We start from the raw sequence: 20122 nt of genomic DNA on the forward strand, positions 1-20122 counted from the left end.
GCGCGTCAGTCGTCTGATGCGTCGAAAGCAGCGCGGGCCTGCCGGATCGGTTGTTCGCGCGCGTTGATCCAGTCAATAAGGTGCCGCGCCTGAGCGTGGAGATCGGTGCCGAGCGGCGTCAGGCGATAGCTTACCCTGGGCGGCACATCGGCGCTCACAGTACGGGCAACGAAACCATCGCGTTCGAGCGTGCGCAGCTTCAGCGTGAGCACGCGCTGCGAGATCGCCTGTTCGGCCGAAAGCGCAACGATGGTGCGCCGCAGGTCAGCGTGGCGCCATTCGCCCGTGGCCAGAACCAGCAGGATCAGGGTGGACCAGCGATCGCCCAGAAGGCCCATGACCTCGCGCGCGGGCGCTTCGCGATCATGGCCGTGGCGCACCATTTCGGCAGCGAGTGCGGCGATTGCCGCGCCGGAAGCCGAACTGTCGTCACCTTGTGCCAAAGCCTGGCGTCCCCCCTTCTTGCGGGCACAAAAAAGTGCCGTCTTCCGCTTTGTGCTGCCTGACTTACGAGGTGATCGCAACAGATGACAGAGGGGAGATGGACGGTGGCCACAGATGCGATCCGCATGGACGGGAAGGTGGCGATCGTCACCGGCGGTGCAGGGGGCATCGGCGAGGCGACCGCGCGACTGCTCACCTTGCGCGGCGCACGCGTGGTGATCGCCGACATTGCCTTCGAGCGGGCACAAGCGCTTGCGGCGCAGCTGCCCGGTGCGTTGGCAGTGGCCGTCGACCTCGAACAGGAAACCTCGATCGAGGCGCTGATTGCGCGCACGGTCGAGCACTTCGGCAGGCTGGACGTGCTGCACAACAACGCGGCCTTGCTCGGCCCCGAAATCGCGCAGGCCGATGGCGACATCGAGCACATGGGCACGGGCCTGTGGGACCGGACGTTTGCCGTCAACACGCGCGGCACGATGATTGCCTGCCGCGCGGCGCTGCCGCACTTGCGCGAGACGCGCGGCAACATCGTCAACACGGTCAGCAACCTTGCGCTGCAGGGCCACCTGATTCAGGCGGCCTATTCGAGCAGCAAGGCGGCCGTGATCCAGATGACGCGCGCGATTGCCGCCAGCCACGGCAAGGCCAGCGTGCGCTGCAATGCGGTCGCACCGGGCATGACGATGACGCCGGCGCTGAAGGAAGCTTTTCCGCCTGTGCTGCGCAAGGTGGTCGAGGACGAGACATTGCGCGACCAGCTCGGCGATCCGCAGGACATTGCCGAGGCAGTGGCGTTTCTCGCCAGCGATGCAGCGCGCAACGTGACCGGGCAAGTGCTGGTCTGCGACGGCGGTGCTGCATCACACGTTTCGGGAGTTTCCGGATTTCGCAGCTTCTTTGCAGGAGAGCAGGCATGAGCCGCTATGACGTTGTAGTGATGGGCGGCGGGCACAACGGCCTGACCGCCGCGGCCTACATGGCCAAGGCGGGCAAGAAGGTGCTCGTGCTCGAAGCCAAGCCCTATTACGGCGGCGGGGTTTCCACGCGCGAGCTGATCCTGCCGGGATACTGGCATGACGAGCATTCGAACGTGCACATCATGATCCAGGGCAATCCCCTGTTGCGCGATGACGAGCTGGGGCTGCTGTCGAAGTTTGGACTGGAATACATCTATCCCGACCTGGTGCACGTTTCGATCTGGGAGGATGGCACCGTCATCCGGTCCTACAAGGACCTTGACCGGACCTGCGAGGAACTGGCGCGGGTGACGTCCGAGAAGGACGCCGAGGCCTATCGCAAGTTCGTGAAGATGAGCCAGACCGCGCTGCCGATGCTGATGAGCGGGATGTATTCGCCGCCGTTCCCGCTGGGTGCGTTCGTGGCGATGATGGACCAGTCGGACGAGGGGCGGTTCCTTCTCGACCTGATGCAGCGCACCGCGCTCGACATCGTCGATGCCTATTTCGAAAGCGACCTGCTCAAGCTGCACATCGTGCGGATGGTGACCGAGAACCTGCAGATGCCCGACGAACTGGGCACGGGCATGGGCGCTTTCGTGATGCCGGGGATCGTCCATACTTTCGGCTGTTCGATGCCCAAAGGTGGTTCGGGGCAGCTTTCCCATGCGCTGGTGCGCGCGATCGAGTATTTCGGCGGCGAGGTGCGCGTGAATGCGCCGGTCGCGCGGGTGATCGTGTCGAGCGGCAAGGCGGCGGGCGTCGAACTGGTCGATGGCGAGACGATCATGGCCGCAGACGGCGTGATCGCGCAGATCCATCCGCACAAGCTGCGTGCATTCGTGAGCGAGACGCCCGAGCCGGTGCTGCAGCGGGCCGAGCGCGTGACGCAATCGACCTTCTCGATCAACCTTACGCACCTTGCGCTCAAGGAGCGGCTGCAGCTTCGGGTCGGCAACGATTGCAACGCGATGATGACCGAGCTGATGGACTTCTATTCGGTGCGCGAGATGTGCATGGAATATGACAAGCTGCGCCGCGGCGAGGTGAGCCACCGCCTGATCGCAGGCGGCGACAATGCAATCTTCGATCCCAGCCGTGCGCCCGAAGGAGCGGGCGTGTTCTATGGCGTGAATTTCGGTCCATACCGCCTCTATCCCGACGGCCCGCAAAGCTGGGATGCGGTCAAGGAGGAGCATTCGGACCGCGCGCTGGAGCAGTACCGCAAGTTCTACAGGAATCTCGGGTCAGACAATATCCTCGGGCGCAAGGTCTGCTCGCCGCTGGATCACGAACGCGGCAGCCCCAATTCCATGGTCGAGGGCGATGCACACGGATGCGCGCCGTTCTTCTATCAGTCGGCCGCACATCGCCCCACGCCGGACCTTGGATCGTTCCGTGTGCCGGGGGCTGAAGGGCTCTATCTGACCGGGCCGTTCATGCATCCGGGCGGCGGCGTGTTCGGCGCTGGGCGCGCCACCGCGATCCAGATGATGGACGACATCGGCCTCGATTATGACAAGGTGTGTGGGGGGCCAGTCTGATGAGCAATGCAAAGCCCAAGGTGCCGGTTGCGAAGATCCTCGATGCGCAGGACAAGGAACTGATGGCGATCCGCAAGCTGGAGCGTGACGGCAATGCGCTGGTGATCCGCGGCAAGATCTTCGGTGCGATGCCGATGGTCGCCAAGCTGACGCCGTCCGAAGCCCGTGCCGCGCTCAGGTTGATCGATTTCAGAACCTTCCTGTTCCTGCTGACGATCCTGTTCCGCAAGGACTGACTTTTGGTGCCACTATCGGCAGCGTCGATAGAATTGCAGCGGTAAGATCGGTTTCCGTCAGCAGCGGGAGCAGGGCAAGAACGCTTTACGAAACTGTTTCGTGGAGAGCTTATGCCCGTTCCTGGCCAATCCGGCGTTCTTGGCGTCGAAAGCGTCATCTTTGGCGTGTCCGATCTGCCTGAAAATGTCCGCTTCTGGACCGATTTCGGCCTGCCGCTGGAAAGCGAGAGCGCGGACGAGGCGGTGTTCCGCCTGCCATCGGGCAGCCGCGTGATCCTCCTGCCCCATGGCTCTGCCGGTCTTCCCTCGCCCGATCCCTTTGCGGGCGACGGGGTCAAGGAAACCGTGTGGGGCGTGGACACGGCGGCAAATCTCGAGAAGATCGCGGCCAGCCTTGCCAGCGAAGTGCCGGTGACGCGTGACGCGGATGGCACTGTCCGTTGCGTATGCCCCGATGGCCAGCCGATCGCCCTGCGCGTTTGGGACAAGCGGCCCGTGGTGTCCGAGGCGAGCCCGGTGAATACGCCGTCGCAGTGGCCGCGCTTCAACCAGCATCGCATCTGGCGCAAGAAGGCGATCCCCAAGACGATCAACCACGTGGTGTTCTTCAGCCCGGACTATGTCGGCAGCTTCGAATTCTACGAACGGCACATGGGCTTCCGCTATGTCGACCATTCGAAGGGCACCGGCATCTTCGCGCGCGCGGGCGGCACGTTCGAGCACCACTCGATCTTCTGGGTGAACTGCGACCTCCCGATCGCGCCAGACCACTTCAAGTTCATGCACATCGCCTTCGGGATGGACGACATCGACGAGGTCATGCTCGGCGCGAACATCATGGACAACAAGGGCTGGAAAAACACCACCATGAACACCAGCGGTGGCATCTCGCGCCACCGCATTTCCTCGGCGATCTACTACTACTGCGAGATTCCCGGGCATGCCGGCGAGGCCGAGTACCACGCCGACACCGACTACCTCGACGACAACTGGGTGCCGCGCGCATGGGACTTCAAGTTCGGCTCCCTCCTGTGGTCGCACAACGCGCCCGCAATCTTCCGGGGCGATGACATCCCATGGGACATGACTTTCGACCATGACCGCAAGAGCTTCGAGCCGTACCGTCGCTCAAAGCCTGGCAAGCAGCCGATCGGCGGCGATCTGGCGAACCTGACTGAAGAGGACGAACACGCGATCTGAGGGGGCGATGAGGGGTGAAAAAGTATCCGCTCCCCTCAACTATACTCGTTCCAAAAGCCCGTTCATCCTGAGCCTGTCGAAGGACGCGATACCCGCTCCTGAGCGCCATCGCGCGCAAGACAAACCTCAGTGCGCGTCCTTCGACAAGCTCAGGGCGAACGGATGTGGAAGTCATTGGAGTTATGGTGCTTTGAATGGACGGGAGCGCTAAACCCCGTCTTCCTCGACGAATTCGATCAGGTTGCCCGCGCAATCGCGGATGAAACAGCCTTTGCCGAAGGCCTCGCGGACGACGAAAGCGATGTCGGCGTCCTTCTGCTCCATCTCGGCGAGGAAGGCTGCGAGATCGTCGACGCGGAAGGCGACGTGCTTGTTGCCGTGGGTCCGGACATCGCGCGGCGGGTGGCGGCGGTCTTCGGGCAGGGGGGCGGCGTCTTCGACTTCGAAGATCTCGAAACGCAGCGGCCCCTTGCGCATCATCGCGGTGTGGCTGCGCGCGGCTTCGATGTAAAAGCGTTTTTCGAGTTCGAAGCCGAGGACGCGGCCGTACCAGGCGATGGCCTCGTCAAGGCTCGGGACCGAGACCCCGCCGTGGTGGAAGGTGAACTCGGCCACCGGCTTCAGGCCCTGGCCAACTCGGCAAATGTCTGCGCGCACCAGTCGGCGATGTAGTCGCGCATGCCGGTGCCGTTGTCGGCGCCGCAATGCTCGACCTCGAAATCGGCCTTGGTGAACATGCGCAAATGGCGCTTGGGGCTGTTGACGGCCTGATCATAGGACATGTGCGCGTTGAAAGCGGGGATCTGGCGGTCGTTCTCGCCGTGCGTGATGAGGAAGGGAACGCGTATCTTCTCGACCTGCCCGTCGAGCGTGATCTGGTCGGCGTAGTTGAGGAACGCGTCGCGGTCTTCGAACCCGAACACCCACATCACGTGGTCCCAGTAGTGCGGGACGGGGTTCTCACCCTCGTTCGAGACGCGTTCGCGCTGACGTTGGCCCCAGACGTGGTTGGCGCCCATCACAGCGCACAGCGCATAGCGCGGATCGTTGGCGGCGATGCGCGGTGCGTGATAGCCGCCGAACGACAGGCCGAAGATGCCGATCTGCGAATGGATCACGTCTTGCCGTGTCAGCAGATAGTCGAACGCCGGGCTGCCCCAGCGTTCGGCATCGAACACGGCGGGAAGATTGCGCGTGCGGATCGCCTCGCCGGTGCCGGGCTGGTCGAGGAACAGCGTGTTCATGCCGCGCTCGAGGTTCGACGCACCGTGGCCCGCCATGTTGACCTGTTCCTTCATCGAATCGAGGCCGTTGACCGAAACCAGCGTGGGGCGCGGCGTGCCTGAACCATCGTGCACGAAGATCGCCGTATAGGCGCTGCCTTCGTACGGGATCTCGACCTTGTCGACATGCAGCCCGCGCAGGGCGCAGCCCTTGTGATAGAGTTCGAGGCCCTTGTCATACGCTGCCCAGCGCGGGGCATAGTCGCGGCTCTGCATGCGCTCTGCGGCAAGGTAATAGCCCGAGGCGCGCAGGTACTTGGTTCCGGCGGACAGGAGGTAGCCCTCGGCCTCGTCGGCAGCACCATTGGCGGCGACCTGATCGGCTACGCGGATCCAGCTGTCGAACATCTGTGCCGAGCCGGCGTCGGCCCCGGCCTTGGCGGCTTCCATGATCGGGCGGTTGGCCTCGTCGATCTCGCCATGATTGCCGCCGCACACCAGCGCGAGATTGGTGGCGAGGTTCCAGACGTAGTTACCGGGGAAGGGCTCGAACATGGGGATCTTTCTTCAGGCGTTGGTTCGTGAGCGTGCCTTGCCAAAGCGGTGTCTCACGAACCAACGCATTGCGTGGATACCAGATCATCAACCGAATGACTTTGTGCTGTGCAGGCACGCGGGCTAGCGGCAGGATCGAGAACCAATTTATGGGAGATTACGGCCGATGAGACTTGCGACGCTGCGCGATGGCACGAAGGACGGGCGGCTTGTCGTGGTTTCACCGGATGGCAGCGCTTGCGCGGCTGCGCCGGTCGGCACGCTGCAGGAAGCGATGGAGCGCTGGCACGAGGTTGCGCCGCAGCTTGCCGCTATCGCGGAGTTCCCGGAAACTCTCGATCCGGCGGCGCTGGCTGCACCGCTGCCGCGCGCGTGGCAGTGGCTCGATGGCTCGGCCTTCCAGAGCCACGGCGACCTGATGGACGCGGTGCTGGGCATCAACAAGCCAAAGACCGACATGCCGCTGATGTACCAGGGCACCTCGGATAAGTTCTATGGCCCGCGCGATGACGTGCGCTTCAATGACGAGAGCCTCGGCATCGATTTCGAGGGCGAGTTCGGCGTGATCGTCGATGCCGTGCCGATGGGCACCAGCGCCGCCGATGCCATGGCGCACATCAGGCTCGTGGTGCAGATCAACGACTGGTCGTTGCGTACCCTGGCCGGGCCGGAAATGAAGACCGGGTTCGGGTGGGTGCAGGCCAAGCCTCCTTGCGGCATGGCGCCCTTTGCCGTGACGCCCGACGAGCTGGGCGATGACTGGCGCAACGGGCGCGTGTGCCTCAACCTCAACGTCGACTGGAACGGCAAGCGTTTTGGCGCCGCGAACGGCGAGCCGATGGGCCATGGCTTCCACGAACTGGTCGCCCACGCCGCGCGCACGCGCGATCTGGTGGCGGGCACGGTGATCGGGTCGGGCACGGTATCGAACGCCAATTTCCGCGAGATCGGATCGTCCTGCATCGCCGAGCGGCGCGGGATCGAGGTGCTCGATCAGGGCGAGCCGAAGACCGCGTTCATGACCTTTGGCGATACCGTGCGCATGGAAGCGGTGGACGCAAGCGGACGCGCACCTTTCGGCGCGCTTGAACAGAAGGTGGTACGGGCATGAGCGAGACGATTTCCGATTCCGGTCTTCCCCCTGTCCAGCGCGTAGTCACCGGCCACGACGCGAATGGCCGTGCGGTATTCAAGTCGGAAGATGTGACGCCGACGCGGATGATCCCGAGCGGCGATGCCTCGTTCCTGCTGATCTGGACGACCCCCACGGTGCCGGCCGACAACAACGACGAGACCGACGGTCGCCACCGCGAGGCCGGGCTGACGCTCGAAGGCGGGTCGGTGATCCGCATCGTCGACATGCTGCCGGGCAAGGAGAGCCCGATGCACCGCACGAACTCGATCGACTACGGCATCGTGCTGGAAGGCGAAATCGAGCTGGAACTGGATGATGGTGCAAAGCGCACGGTGCGGCAGGGCGGAATCATCGTTCAGCGCGGCACAAATCACCTGTGGCGCAACACGACCGACAAGGTCTGCCGCATCGCCTTCATCCTGATCGAGGCGCCGGCCTACCTGCACGACGGTGAGCCACTGGCCGAGCACAAGCCCGAGGCCAGCCCGGACTACGAATGAGCGCACTGTTTGACCTTTCCGGCAAGGTGGCGATCGTCACCGGATCGACGCGCGGCATCGGCCTGGCGATCGCCGGGGCGCTGGTCGAGTGTGGCGCAACGGTGGTCATATCGAGCGAGGACGCCGCCGATACCGCGCGCGTCGCGGGCGAGATGGGCATGCCGGGGATCGCGTGCGACGTTTCCGACGATGACGCGCTGGCTCGGCTCGTGGATTTTGCGATCGCGCAGTGTGGGCGGCTCGACGTGCTGGTCTGCAATGCCGGGATCACCGGGCAGGCGGGGCCATTTGCCGGCATCGCGATGGATGATTACGACCGCGTCATGGGCATAAACCTGCGCAGCCAGGTGATGCTGTGCAATCTGGCGCTGCCCCACATCGCGGCCGTGGGCGGCGGGGCGGCGGTGCTGGTCTCCAGCCTTTCGGGCCTGCGCGGCAATGGCCGGATCAATGCCTATGCGCTGGCCAAGGCGGGCGTGGCGCAGCTTGCGCGCAATCTGGCGGTCGAATGGGGCCCGCAAGGGGTGCGGGTCAACGCGCTGTCACCGGGGTTCATCGCCACGGACCTGTCCCAGCCGCTGCTCGACAATGCCGAGTTCATGGCGCGGCGCATGGGGCTAACGCCTCTCAGGCGGCCGGGGCGGCCCGAAGAAGTGGCTGGCGCAGCGGTGTTCCTCGCATCGCCCGCAGGAGCCTTCGTGACGGGGCACAACCTGGTGGTCGATGGCGGAACGCTGATCACCGACGGCAGCTAGAAACTGCAAAAAATCCCTTTGGGGTGGTTGCTCAAACTGATTTCGGATGCAATCAACGCGACCCTAAGGAGAGTTGCGAGATGGGTGGCATGGTCAGGTTCGACTGGGAAGACGCGCTGGGGCTGGAGGGCCTGCTGAGCGATGATGAGCGGATGATCCGCGACGCCGCGCGCGCCTTTGCACAGGACCGCCTGCAGCCGCGCGTGATCGATGCCTTTGCCAGCGAGAGCACCGACCCCGAAATCTTCCGCGAAATGGGCGCGCAAGGCCTGCTCGGCGTGACGCTGCCCGAGAAGTACGGCTGTGCCGACGCCGGATATGTGTCCTACGGGCTCGTCGCGCGCGAAGTCGAGCGCGTGGACTCGGGCTACCGCTCGATGATGAGCGTGCAGTCGAGCCTCGTGATGTTCCCGATCCATGAATACGGTTCGGAAGAACAGCGCATGAAGTACCTGCCCAAGCTCGCGAGCGGCGAGTTCATCGGCTGCTTCGGCCTGACCGAGCCCGATGCCGGTTCGGACCCCGGCGGCATGCGCACGACGGCGCGCAAGGTCGATGGCGGCTATGTGCTGAACGGCGCAAAGACCTGGATTTCAAACGCGCCGATCGCCGATGTTTTCGTGATCTGGGCCAAGAGCGAGGAGCACGGCGGGGCAATCCGCGGCTTCGTGCTGGAAAAGGGCATGAAGGGGCTGTCCGCGCCCAAGATCGAGAACAAGGTCAGCTTGCGTGCTTCGATCACCGGCATGGTGGTGATGGAGGACGTGGTCGTGCCCGAGGACGCGCTTCTGCCCAACGTGCAGGGGCTCAAAGGTCCGTTCGGTTGCCTCAACCGCGCGCGGTACGGGATATCGTGGGGCGCGCTGGGCGCTGCCGAATTCTGCTTTGCCGCCGCGCGCCAGTACGGGCTCGACCGGCACCAGTTCGGGCGGCCGCTGGCGGCAACGCAGCTCTACCAGAAGAAGCTGGCCGACATGATGACCGACATCACGCTCGGGCTCCACGCCTCGCTGCGCATCGGACGGTTGATGGACGAACACGCGTTTGCGCCCGAGATGATCTCGATCGTCAAGCGCAACAACGTCGGCAAGGCGCTCGACATCGCGCGGATGGCGCGCGACATGCACGGCGGTAACGGCATTTCGGGCGAATACCAGGTGATCCGCCACATGGTGAACCTCGAGACGGTCAACACTTACGAGGGCACCCACGACGTCCACGCCCTGATCCTCGGCCGCGCCATCACCGGTATCCCCGCGTTCTGAGCGGATTGCCGCCACTTGTCACTGGGTGAAACGCGCCCTGTGGCGGCAATCGACAGGGTCGGTTGCCGCACATAGCCTCTCTTGCAAAAGGGAGAGAGACAGATGCGCAAGGCACTTTCACTGGCGCTGGCTTCGCTGGCGGCGCTTGCCGCGGGCAATGCTGCGGCAAAACCGCTTGAATACAAGGTCATCCCCACCAGTCCGCTGAGCATGGTCGCCAACGTCACTTTGATCGAGGGCGAAAAGGACGCGGTGCTGGTCGACGTGCCCTTTGCGCGGTCGGACGCAATGCGAGTGGCCGCCGACGTGTTGGACAGCGGCAAGACGCTGAAGGCGATCATCATCACGCACGATCACCCCGATCACTTCTTCGGGCTCGACGTGCTGCAGGACGCATTTCCCAATGCACAGATCATCGCCCATCCGGTCGCGGTAAAGGACATGACCCGCTCGATCCCGATCAAGTTCGAGCGCTGGAGCGGGCAGCTCGGGACCAATGCGCCGCGCCGCCCGGTCTATCCCGTGGCGATGACCGGCGACAGCTTCGATCTGGAAGGACACAAGCTCCAGGTGCTTGGGCCGATGCAGGGCGATCACGTGCGCTCGACCGTGGTGTGGGACGCCGAAACCAAAACGCTGATCGCGGGCGACGTGCTCTACAACGGAGTCTATGTCTGGCTGGGAGAGCATACGCCCCAGCGCTATGCCGACTGGCTGGCCGTGCTCGACAAGCTCGAGGCGATGGGCCCCAACCGGATCATCGCGGGCCACCGCCAGCCCGGCTTGCCCGATGATAACATGAGCATTGCGTGGACGCGCGCCTACATCAAGTCGTTCGTCGATGCGCGTTCGCGCACGAAAACGGCGAAGGAACTGGCCGCGCTCATCACGCAGCGCTATCCCAATGCCACCGAAGTCTACGGCGGATTCCTTGTGGGCATCTCCAGCCAGGTGGGCTCGGGCGAGATTCCGCCCTGGGACGAGTAAGTCCGGCGCAGCCGGTCAGCCGGTGATCAGCTCGCGGATTTTCAAAGCAAGGGCATCGATCGCGAAGGGCTTGGTCAGGACGTGCATGCCCGGGTCGAGCTGACCGTTTCCGACAACAGCGTTTTCGGCATAGCCGGTGATGAAAAGCACCTTGAGATCGGGTCGGCAAAGGCGAGCGGCATCGGCCAGCTGACGGCCGTTCATGCCCTTGGGCAGGCCGACGTCGCTGATCAGCAGATCGACGCGGGTATCCGAAGCGAGGATGGCAAGGCCCGACGGACCGTCTGACGCCTCGACGACCTTGTAGCCGAGATCGCCCAGCACGTCGGCGACCACCGCGCGGACGGCGGGTTCGTCATCGACCACCAGCACCTGCCCCTCGGCGGGTGCCTCGCCCTCGTGGCGATCGGCCACCCCCGTTTCATCGGGCAGGGCAACCTTGTCGGATCGGGGCAGGTAGAGGCACATCGTAGTGCCCTCGCCCACTTCGGAATATATCCGCACCTGGCCACCCGATTGGCGGGCGAAGCCGTAGATCATCGACAGGCCGAGCCCGGTGCCTTCGCCCAGCGGCTTGGTGGTGAAGAAGGGATCGAACACGCGCTCGATAATCTCGGGCGCCATGCCCGTGCCGGTGTCGGTGACGCAGAGCGAGACGTATTGCCCCGGCGGCAGTTCGCGTTCGGCCGCTGCCGTGTGGTCGAGCCACTTGTTCGCGGTCTCGATGGTGATGCGCCCGCCCTCGGGCATCGCGTCGCGCGCGTTGATGCACAAGTTGAGGATCGCGTTCTCGAGCTGGTTGGGATCGACCAGCGTGGTCCACAGCCCGCCTGCGCCGACAATCTCCAGTTCGACCATGGGACCCACCGAGCGGCGCAAGAGATCGTCGAGTCCGGCAACGAGGCGATTGACGTCGGTCGGACGCGGATCGAGGGTCTGGCGGCGCGAGAACGCGAGCAGGCGATGTGTGAGCGCCGAGGCGCGCTTGGTCGCCTGTTCGGCGATCTTGATGTAGCGATCGATCTCGCCCGTGCGGCCTTGCGCAATGCGCGTCTGCATCAGTTCGAGACTGCCGGAGACGGCCGCGAGCAAGTTGTTGAAATCGTGCGCAAGGCCACCGGTGAGCTGGCCGACGGCTTCCATCTTCTGCGACTGGCGCAACTGGTCCTGCGCCCGTTCGAGCGCTTCGTGGGCTTCCTGCTCGGCCGTGATGTGGCGACCGCTGGCATAGACGTGATCGCCTTCGGTGGCAGCGACCCATGACAGCCAGCGGTAGCTGCCGTCCTTGTGGCGCATACGGCACTTGTATTGCCGCAACGGCTCGACCAGCGCGATCGCATAGGCGGCGCGTGCATCGGCAAGTTCCTCGGGATGGGAAAAAGCGGTGAATTCGCGCCCGACGATATCGATCGCCTGCCAGCCCAAAACGGTTGTCCACGCCGGATTCACCGCGCGGAAGCGGCCGTCGGGACCGACGATCGCGAGAAGGTCCTGCGAGTTGCGCCAGGTCCGGTCACGTTCGCGCGTGCGTTCCTCGACCTGAAGTTCCAGCGATTCGGCGAGCGTCGCCAGCGCGATCTCGGCATTGCGGCGGCGGATGGCGGCCTGCGTGCGGTCGGCAACTTCGCGCACGAATGCGATGTCGTCTTCGGGCCAGGCGCGTGCATCGATGTGGTTGAGGAACAGCAGCGCGACGAAGCCCTCTGCCTCGACGATCGGCATGTTGAACACGGCCTTGGCGTGGATGTCCTCCAGCGCTTCGGCGGTATCCCTCGTGCGATCGTCGAGCCGCGCGTCCTCAATCGTCACCAGCCTGCCGCGCTTGAGATCATCGATGTAACTGCCGTAATCGCGAAAGTGCAGCGTGCCGGCCAGGCTGTGAGTCTCGGGCGTGAACCAGTCGCGGGTTATCGTGATGGTTTCGTTGGCGGCGTCGATCTCGCCATAGCCGGCGCGGCTCACCTCGAGCGTCTGGCCGAGTATTTCGGCCGCGCAAAAGGACATCTCGTCCGGCCCGGTCATCAGGCGGAGCCGATCGCCCAGCAGGAGCAGGGCATTCCGGCGCGCCTCGACCCGGCGCTCGGCAGTGATTTCCTGCGAAACGCCGGCGATCCGCAACGGGCGAAGGTCCGCGCCGTATTCTGCACGGCCGCTGACGCGCAGCCAGTGCAGCGAACCATCGCCCCACAGGCAGCGGTAATCGACCGCGTAGTCATCGCCTGCCGAGATCGTGCGCTGGATGGCATCGAGCAGGGCGGGGCGATCATCGTCGTGAACTGCCGCAAGGAGATCGCAATAATCGAAGTCCTCGGCGGCGCTGCGGCCGTACTGGGCCTTGCACGTCTCCGACATTTCCAGCGTCTGCGTGGCGACGTCGAAGGACCACGCGCCAAGGCCGCCTGCGGCAATGGCGAGCTTGAGCCGCGCCTCGCCTTCGCGGATCGCCTCGAGGCGCGAGCGGGCATCATACTGTCGCTGACGCGCACGGCGGGCGGCGCGGGCAAGGCTGAGCAGGGTGGTGGGGTGGAAGGGACGTTCGAGAAAGGTGACGTTGCCGAGCGTCTCGAGCAGGCGCACTGCGCCGGGATTGCGTTCGAGGCCGCCGCCGCGCGCGGTGAGCACGATGAAGGGGAGGTCCGACCATTCCTCCTGCGCGGCAAGGAAATCGACAAGTTCGCGCAGGTCCGCGCCGCGCAGCGCCTCTTCGGTGACGATGGCCATGCCGATCCCGCTGCGCAGCACCTCGCAGAAGGCCGAAAGCGTGGGCACGGTCACGCCCTCGAAACCGCCTTCGGCAAGCATGCCTTGGGCGATAACGGCATCGCGTCCGCGCGGGGCCAGAATCACTGCGCCCTGGGCTATTGTCCGATTCACTTCAGCGGGGTCTGGGCTATGTCGAGAAGGCCGGCTTCGTCACCGACCAGCGTGGGCACACCGCGCAGTACGCCCTGGAAGGCAACCAGCGGTTCGCCCAGCGTGATGCCGTTGGCCGCGATCATGAATTCGCGGATGGTGTCTTCATGGTGGCCGGTGCGCTTCTTGACGACGGAAATGGCCCGCCGCACCCGTCCGCGCGCCTCGAAATAGCGCAGCAGCACGACCGTATCGGCAAGGTAGGTAACATCGACCGGCGACTTCATGTCCCCCACGAGGCCGTGCTGGGCAACGGTGAGGAAGGTCATTACGCCCTGGCGATTGAGGTACTGAAGCAGCTCGTGCATGTGCAGGATGAGCGCCTGTTCTTCGGGCATGGCCGCCTGATACCCGTTGAGGCTGTCGATCACGACGGTCTGGACTTCGTGCTTTTCGACGCAGGTGCGGACGCGTTCGGAAAACTCGCCCGGTGTCAGTTCGGCGGCGTCGATCTGCTCGATGATCAGTTTGCCGCTGTCGACCATCTGCTGCAGGTGGATGCCAAGGCCCTTGGCACGTTCGAACAGGAGGCCAAGCTCCTCGTCGAACACGAACATCGCCGCGCGCTCGCCTCGGTTCACGGCCGAGCGCACGAAGGTGAGCGTAAACAGCGATTTGCCGGTGCCGGCGGGGCCCAGGACCAGCGTGCTGGCGCCGCGTTCGAAACCGCCGCCGAGCAGGCCGTTGAGCGCGGCATTGTCGATCGGCACTGCCTCGCGCCGGAAATCGGTACGGTGTTCGGCCGAGACGAGGCGCGGAAAGGCACGCACGCCGCCGGTGTCGATCACGAAATCGTGATAGCCGCCGCGATAGCGCCGCCCGCGATACTTGAGCACCCGCATCCGGCGGCGCTCCGAGCCGTAGTTGGGCGAAAGCTCCTCGAGCCGGATGACCGCGTGAGCAACACTGTGGACGGTCTTGTCGAGCGCGTCTGCCGTCAGGTCGTCGAGCATGAGCACGGTCGCGTCGTGGCGCGAAAAGTAGTGCTTGAGCGAGAGAATCTGGCGGCGATAGCGCAGCGAGCTTTGTGCCAGCAGGCGGATCTCGGACAGGCTGTCGAGCACGATGCGAGCGGGGCGGACCTTCTCGAAGGCCTCGAAGATACGCTTGGTCGTCTCGCCAAGTTCGAGATCGGAGGAATAGAGCAGGCTCTGCTGCTGGTCTTCGTCGAGCAGGCTCTCGGGCGGCACGAGTTCGAAGACTTCAAGCTGTTCGGGAAAATCCCAGCCGTGCGACGATGCGCCATCGCGCAATTCTTCCTCGGTTTCGGACAGGGTGATGTAGAGGACACGCTCGCCCGCGCGCGCGCCTGCCAGCAGGAACTGGGTGGCGATGGTGGTCTTGCCGGTGCCAGGGCTGCCCTCGAGCAGGAACAACCGGCCATGCGCCAGACCGCCGGCAAGGATCTCGTCGAGACCCGCGACGCCAGTGGCACAGTTCTCCATGCAGTCTCCGATCTCGTTATTGGCCTGACCCTGCCTTGATGGGCACAGGACCGTGTTTCCCAACGCGCAAGCGTGGGGATTGATCCGGGCGCAAAAGCCAGCGTTCTCGCTAGGGCGCTTTGCCTTGCGTTTCGCCGGTCACGGCCGAGCCCAGGACAGTGGCCAGGGCGCGGGCGATATTGCCGATCGTATAGGGCTTCTGGACAACGGCCCGACCGCGGTGAACGTCGGGGAAATTGGCCTGCTCCCCATAGCCGGTTGCAAAGATGAACGGCACGTCGCGTTCGAGCAGGGCATCGGCGATGGCAAAGCTGGTGCTGTTGCCGAGGTTGATGTCGAGAATGGCCAGCGAGGGCAGCGCGCTTTCGATGAGATCGAGCGCGGCATCGACCGAGGATGCGGTGGCGACCTCGGTCGCGCCGAGACGCGAGACGATGTCTTCGGCGTCGAGCGCGATGATCAGGCTATCCTCGACGAGCAGGACCTGCTGGCCCGCGAGCAGGTCGGCGGGCGGCTCCTCGCCGTGTCCGGGACCGGTTCGCGGGAAATGGACCGAGCGGCCGGCGCTCGAAGCTTCGGCGACGTGGCGCTTGGGGATGCAGAAGTCCGCTTCGAATCCGTCAGCAAGGAAGCGCGCCGTGGCCTCGCCGCCCAGATCATAGGGCACCGAGCGCTGGATGATCGAGGTGCCGAAGCCTTGGCGCGAGGGCTCGGACACGCGCGGGCCGCCGATGTCGCGCCAACGGAGCACGAGATCGCCCTTGGGGGTCAGGTGCCAGTCGATCGATACGTGACCGGTCGCACCCGACAGGCTTCCGTACTTGGTGGAGTTGGTGACCAGTTCGTGGAGCACAAGAGCGAGGGTCGAGTAGGCCAGGGGATTGAGCATGACCGGGGCGCCCGTGCTGCGGATGCGGTCCTGATCGACCATGAAAGCGGCGGCCTCGGCATCGATCAGTGATTGCAGCGGGGCTGGGCCCCAGTGGTCCTCCGTGATCTGGTTATGCGCCCGGGCCAGTGCATGAATGCGCCCGTCGATCAGTTTCACGAACGAGGACAGCGCCGGATCGCTTGCCTGCGACTGGCGGATCAGCCCTCGGATCAGGCCAAGGATGTTACGGACGCGGTGATTGAGTTCGGCAATCAGCAGCTCCTGCCGGTCGCTCGCCTGCTGGCGCTCGCTCGAAGCCTCGTCGGCAAGACGCAGGACGACTTCGATAAGGGTGGCGCGCAGGGTTTCGGCCACGCGCAGCTCGGACGGCGTGAACGGTTGCGAACGCCCGCGCACGAGTTCCTTCCATTCGGCAAAGCTTTGGCGCGGGGTCAGGCGCGGGCCGTTTGGCCCGTACTCGACCGGCTTGTGCGGATCGCCCGCCCAGCGCACCGAATGGACCAGCTCCGAACGGAACAGGATCACGTAATCGCGCGGCGAGCGCGAAATCGGGATGGCGAGCAGGCCGGCGACGGAATCGGCGAAAGCATCGGCATCGGGAAGAAGCGAGCCGATGTGGTCGGTGGCATAGACCTTGCCCGCAGCGGTGGTATTGAGCGCGCGGACGATCCGGCGAAAATCGTCGGTCGGGGGACAGTTTCCGGAAAAGGCGTAGCCACCCGAGAGCCAAACGCCGACACCATCGGCAGGAATGGCGTGCGTAAGGATATCTGCCAGCCAGTCGGGATCACGCAGCAGCGTTTCGTCCGAGGCGACCGCGCCGAGCAACTGGTCGGAGATGTCGCGGGCGCGCCGCTCGAACTCCATGGTCTCCTGCCGTTCGCGGCTTTCGAGGCGCATGCTGAACATCTGCGCGAACAACTCGGCAATCGCACGGCGTTCGAAGTTCGGGTTGTTGGCGGAATAGTGGTGGCAGGCAAACAGGCCCCAAAGTTTGCCGTCGACAATGATCGAGATCGAGAGCGAAGCCCCGACACCCATGTTCTTGAGATATTCGATATGGATCGGCGAGACCGAGCGCAACAAAGAGAGCGAAAGGTCAAGCGGCGCGCCGGTTTCGTCGAGCACGGGCTGGATCGGCACGGGCGTGGCGTTGACGTCGCCGATCACGCGCAACAGGTTGCGCAGGTAAAGCTGGCGCGCCTGCGCGGGGATGTCGCTGGCGGGATAGTGCAGTCCGAGGAACTTGCCGATGCCGGGGCGACAGGCCTCGGCGACGACCTCGCCCGAACCGTCGGCAGCGAAGCGATAGACCATGACGCGATCGAACTGGACCAGCGCGCGGACCTGCCTTGCACCTTCGCGATAGAACGCGGCCATGTCGTGATGACGGTCTAGCCGGGCGAACATCGAACGCACGATCCCGGTAACGTCGCCCACGCTTCCGCGCGATGGTTCGGCCTCGATGATGTACTGGCCGCCCGAAAAGTGAATCGCGACATCGAAAGGGCCGAAACCTTCAACCAGCAAGATATCGAACACGCGCTCGACCGAATCCCCGGCTCGCAGGAGCGAACTGCGGTTGCGCAGATCGTGGATGGCCTGAGGCAGGAACACCTGGTCGAGCGGCAGTCCAAGCGTATCGGCAACGTCGCGGCCGATGAACTGCGGCAGGTTGGCCGATGCGCGCGACACCAGCCAGTCCGCGGTCAGGGCGATCAGAAACCCGCTGGGCTGGATCGCGCCGAGGACATGGATCGGCTCGCGATCGCAATTGGTCAGGTTGACCGCGAAATCAGTACTCAAGGCACGCGACCTTGGATTGGGCGCGGCCCGCTGCGGCAAACATGCCGAATACCTCGCGCGCGGCCCGGACGGCGCGCTCCTGCTGTAGGTCGGATACGACCGTCTCGTCGATCAGCGCGACAAGGCTGCGCCAGCGCGCGGAATCTGCAGCCCCCAGAAAGCGACGCGGCAGCCCTGGCGGCACGCGCCTCTCCAGCATGGCGCCGCCAAGCCGGGAGCCTTCGATCACGTAGAGCGCGCCGAGGATTTCTTCTCGCGTGCCCAATGCGGGCGCGGGTGCGGCAGGCAGCGGCGCGTCTTCCCCAAGATCGGCAAGATCGGCAAGAAGCAGGGACGCGCGGCGGCGGTGCGGCCAGTCGGGCACGACATCATCCGCACCGGCAAGATCAAGCGCACGTTCGACAGGGAGCAGCGCACCAGCCTGCGCGATCAGGAACGATCGGTAGTCATCGGCCTGTCCCAGGTCGAATGTGGAGAATATGTCGTCGACCACATCATGGTCAGGCCGGGTGAGGGTGCGCAGTTCGAGTCGTGCCATCCGTCTGCAATCTTCGAAAACCAAATTCGCCCCCACTTCACGTGCGCTGACGGAACAATGCGCGAGGGGGAAACTGGTTTCCGGATGATGGTCGATCCGAATTGCGCAGAACCTTCCGGCGTGCCCTGCGTTGAGGGCGTCATGCACGACATGGCTTCAGACAACCGGCACCCCTGGTGGGAAAGCGGCGTCATCTACCAGATATATCCCCGCTCGTTCCAGGACAGCGACGGCGACGGAGTGGGGGACCTCGAGGGCATTCGCCAGCGCCTGGACCATGTAGCATCGCTGGGCGTGGACGCGATCTGGATATCGCCGATCTTTCCCTCGCCAATGGTCGATTTCGGCTACGACATTTCCGATTACACCGGGATCGAGCCGATGTTCGGCACGATGGCGCAATTCGACGCGCTCGTCGCCGAGGCGCACCTGCGGGGCCTGAAACTGCTGCTCGATTTCGTGCCCAACCACACCTCCGACCAGCATCCATGGTTCATCGAGAGCCGCGCCTCGCGCGAAAATCCGAAGCGCGACTGGTACATCTGGCGCGATCCTGCCCCGGGTGGCGGACCGCCCAACAACTGGACCAGCGACATGGGCGGGTCGGCTTGGGAATACGATGCGGCGACGGGGCAATACTATCTCCACGCCTTCCTGCGCGAACAGCCGGATCTCAACTGGCGCAACCCTGCGGTGCGCGAGGCAATGGCCGAAGTACTGCGGTTCTGGCTGGATCGCGGCGTCGACGGGTTCCGCATCGATGTGCTGTGGCATTGCATCAAGCACGCCGACCTGCCCGACAATCCACCCAATCCCGATTTCCGGCCCGAACTTGGCGAGAAGTTCAAGGTGCTGCAGCAGCATTCGGCCAACCAGCCCGAGATCCACGCCATCGCTGCGGGCTTTCGTGCACTCGCCGACAGCTATGGCGAGCGGCTGCTGGTGGGCGAAATCTGCCTGCCGGTGCCCTCGCTCATGCAATACTACGGCAGCGAGGTGGGCCCGGGGGTCCACCTGCCGTTCAACTTCCAGTTGCTCGATGCACCGTGGAATGCCGAAGCGCTGGGGCGGATCATCAGCGAATATGAAGCGGCGCTGCCGCGCGGAGGATGGCCCAACTGGGTCATGGGCAGCCATGATGCGCCGCGCATTGCCGGACGCCTTGGCGAGGCGCAGGCGCGCGTGGCCGCCATGCTGCTTCTGACGCTGAGGGGGACGCCGACGCTCTATCAGGGCGACGAGCTTGGCATCGGCAAGGTCGCGATCCCGCCCGACCGGGTCCGCGATACGCAGGATTTGCGCCAGCCCGGCTTGGGCCTCGGGCGCGACGGCTCGCGCACGCCGATGCCATGGGATGGCTCGGCCCATGCAGGGTTCAGTACCGTCGAACCTTGGCTGCCGCTCAACGAGGACTGGCCGGCGCGCAATGTTTCCGCGCAGGAGCAACAACCGGATTCGATGCTCCTGCTCCATCGCAACCTGCTGTCACTCCGGCGCGCGCATGCGGCGCTGAGCGTCGGTGGGTTTGCGCTGCTGCCGTCGCCTGAGGGCGTGCTGGCCTATGAACGCCGCCTTGGCGAGGATCGACTGCTCGTTGCCCTCAACCTGACGCACGAAGCCCAAGCCATCGAGCTTGTGGGCGAAGTGCTGCTCTCGACCCGTTCCGACACGCGCTTTCCGGGCGTGCTTGCGCCCGACGAGGGCGTGGTTCTGAAACCCTAGGAGAAT

At 64.7% G+C, this 20122-nt stretch carries 17 protein-coding genes; 10 read left to right on the plus strand and 7 right to left on the minus strand.

Annotated elements, in window-relative coordinates; translation table 11 throughout:
• Positions 1–5 precede the first annotated feature (5 nt).
• A complete protein-coding gene (locus tag AC2A04_RS13980; RefSeq protein WP_484212963.1) occupies positions 6–443 on the minus strand; it encodes a winged helix-turn-helix transcriptional regulator in 438 nt (145 codons plus the stop codon).
• A 105-nt stretch (positions 444–548) separates the two neighbouring features.
• On the opposite strand from AC2A04_RS13980, the gene AC2A04_RS13985 reads away from it, so the two are divergent.
• From AC2A04_RS13985 to AC2A04_RS14000, 4 genes are all read left to right on the plus strand, one after another.
• Positions 549–1361, plus strand: coding sequence for an SDR family NAD(P)-dependent oxidoreductase (locus AC2A04_RS13985; RefSeq protein ID WP_484212964.1), 813 nt, complete (start codon positions 549–551; stop codon positions 1359–1361).
• Positions 1358–2944 carry a phytoene desaturase family protein gene (locus AC2A04_RS13990; protein WP_484212965.1) on the plus strand — a complete coding sequence of 529 codons (1587 nt, stop codon included), beginning with the start codon at positions 1358–1360 and terminating at the stop codon, positions 2942–2944. The genes AC2A04_RS13985 and AC2A04_RS13990 overlap by 4 nt, the downstream gene beginning before the upstream one ends.
• Positions 2944–3180 (plus strand): hypothetical protein, encoded by a 237-nt coding sequence (locus tag AC2A04_RS13995; RefSeq protein WP_484212966.1) that lies wholly within the window; start codon positions 2944–2946, stop codon positions 3178–3180. Before AC2A04_RS13990 ends, AC2A04_RS13995 begins: the two co-directional genes overlap by 1 nt.
• 111 nt (positions 3181–3291) lie before the next feature.
• Positions 3292–4380 carry a VOC family protein gene (locus tag AC2A04_RS14000; protein WP_484212967.1) on the plus strand — a complete coding sequence of 363 codons (1089 nt, stop codon included), beginning with the start codon at positions 3292–3294 and terminating at the stop codon, positions 4378–4380.
• A 207-nt stretch (positions 4381–4587) separates the two neighbouring features.
• Here the strand turns inward: AC2A04_RS14000 and AC2A04_RS14005 are convergent, their stop codons facing one another.
• Positions 4588–4995 (minus strand): VOC family protein, encoded by a 408-nt coding sequence (locus AC2A04_RS14005; RefSeq protein ID WP_484212968.1) that lies wholly within the window; start codon positions 4993–4995, stop codon positions 4588–4590.
• Between the two features lie 5 nt (positions 4996–5000).
• Complete coding sequence (locus AC2A04_RS14010) at positions 5001–6158, minus strand: alpha/beta hydrolase (RefSeq protein WP_484212969.1); 1158 nt, start codon at positions 6156–6158, stop codon at positions 5001–5003.
• 166 nt (positions 6159–6324) lie between these two features.
• Between AC2A04_RS14010 and AC2A04_RS14015 the strand changes: the two genes are divergently transcribed.
• The 5 genes from AC2A04_RS14015 (at position 6325) to AC2A04_RS14035 (ending at position 10800) form a co-directional block, all read left to right on the plus strand.
• Positions 6325–7269: a fumarylacetoacetate hydrolase family protein gene (locus tag AC2A04_RS14015; protein WP_484212970.1), complete on the plus strand. Its 945-nt coding sequence runs from the start codon at positions 6325–6327 to the stop codon at positions 7267–7269.
• Positions 7266–7793, plus strand: coding sequence for a cupin domain-containing protein (locus tag AC2A04_RS14020; protein ID WP_484212971.1), 528 nt, complete (start codon positions 7266–7268; stop codon positions 7791–7793). The genes AC2A04_RS14015 and AC2A04_RS14020 overlap by 4 nt, the downstream gene beginning before the upstream one ends.
• Positions 7790–8548, plus strand: coding sequence for an SDR family NAD(P)-dependent oxidoreductase (locus tag AC2A04_RS14025; RefSeq protein WP_484212972.1), 759 nt, complete (start codon positions 7790–7792; stop codon positions 8546–8548). Before AC2A04_RS14020 ends, AC2A04_RS14025 begins: the two co-directional genes overlap by 4 nt.
• An 80-nt stretch (positions 8549–8628) precedes the next feature.
• Positions 8629–9813, plus strand: coding sequence for an acyl-CoA dehydrogenase (locus tag AC2A04_RS14030; RefSeq protein WP_484212973.1), 1185 nt, complete (start codon positions 8629–8631; stop codon positions 9811–9813).
• Between the two features lie 102 nt (positions 9814–9915).
• Positions 9916–10800 (plus strand): MBL fold metallo-hydrolase, encoded by an 885-nt coding sequence (locus AC2A04_RS14035; protein ID WP_484212974.1) that lies wholly within the window; start codon positions 9916–9918, stop codon positions 10798–10800.
• A gap of 15 nt (positions 10801–10815) precedes the next feature.
• Here the strand turns inward: AC2A04_RS14035 and AC2A04_RS14040 are convergent, their stop codons facing one another.
• The 4 genes from AC2A04_RS14040 to AC2A04_RS14055 form a co-directional block, all read right to left on the minus strand.
• A complete protein-coding gene (locus AC2A04_RS14040; RefSeq protein ID WP_484212975.1) occupies positions 10816–13647 on the minus strand; it encodes a PAS domain-containing protein in 2832 nt (943 codons plus the stop codon).
• A 23-nt stretch (positions 13648–13670) separates the two neighbouring features.
• On the minus strand, positions 13671–15158 hold the full coding sequence (locus tag AC2A04_RS14045) for an ATPase domain-containing protein (protein WP_484212976.1): 1488 nt from the start codon (positions 15156–15158) through the stop codon (positions 13671–13673).
• Between the two features lie 109 nt (positions 15159–15267).
• Complete coding sequence (locus AC2A04_RS14050; protein ID WP_484212977.1) at positions 15268–17856, minus strand: HWE histidine kinase domain-containing protein; 2589 nt, start codon at positions 17854–17856, stop codon at positions 15268–15270.
• Positions 17846–18394, minus strand: a complete 549-nt coding sequence (locus AC2A04_RS14055; RefSeq protein WP_484212978.1) for a biliverdin-producing heme oxygenase — start codon at positions 18392–18394, stop codon at positions 17846–17848. Before AC2A04_RS14055 ends, AC2A04_RS14050 begins: the two co-directional genes overlap by 11 nt.
• A gap of 150 nt (positions 18395–18544) precedes the next feature.
• On the opposite strand from AC2A04_RS14055, the gene AC2A04_RS14060 reads away from it, so the two are divergent.
• On the plus strand, positions 18545–20116 hold the full coding sequence (locus AC2A04_RS14060; RefSeq protein ID WP_484212979.1) for an alpha-amylase family glycosyl hydrolase: 1572 nt from the start codon (positions 18545–18547) through the stop codon (positions 20114–20116).
• The last annotated feature ends 6 nt before the right edge of the window (positions 20117–20122 follow it).

It is taken from the genome of Novosphingobium sp. HNCC26DJ243 (genome assembly GCF_057180545.1).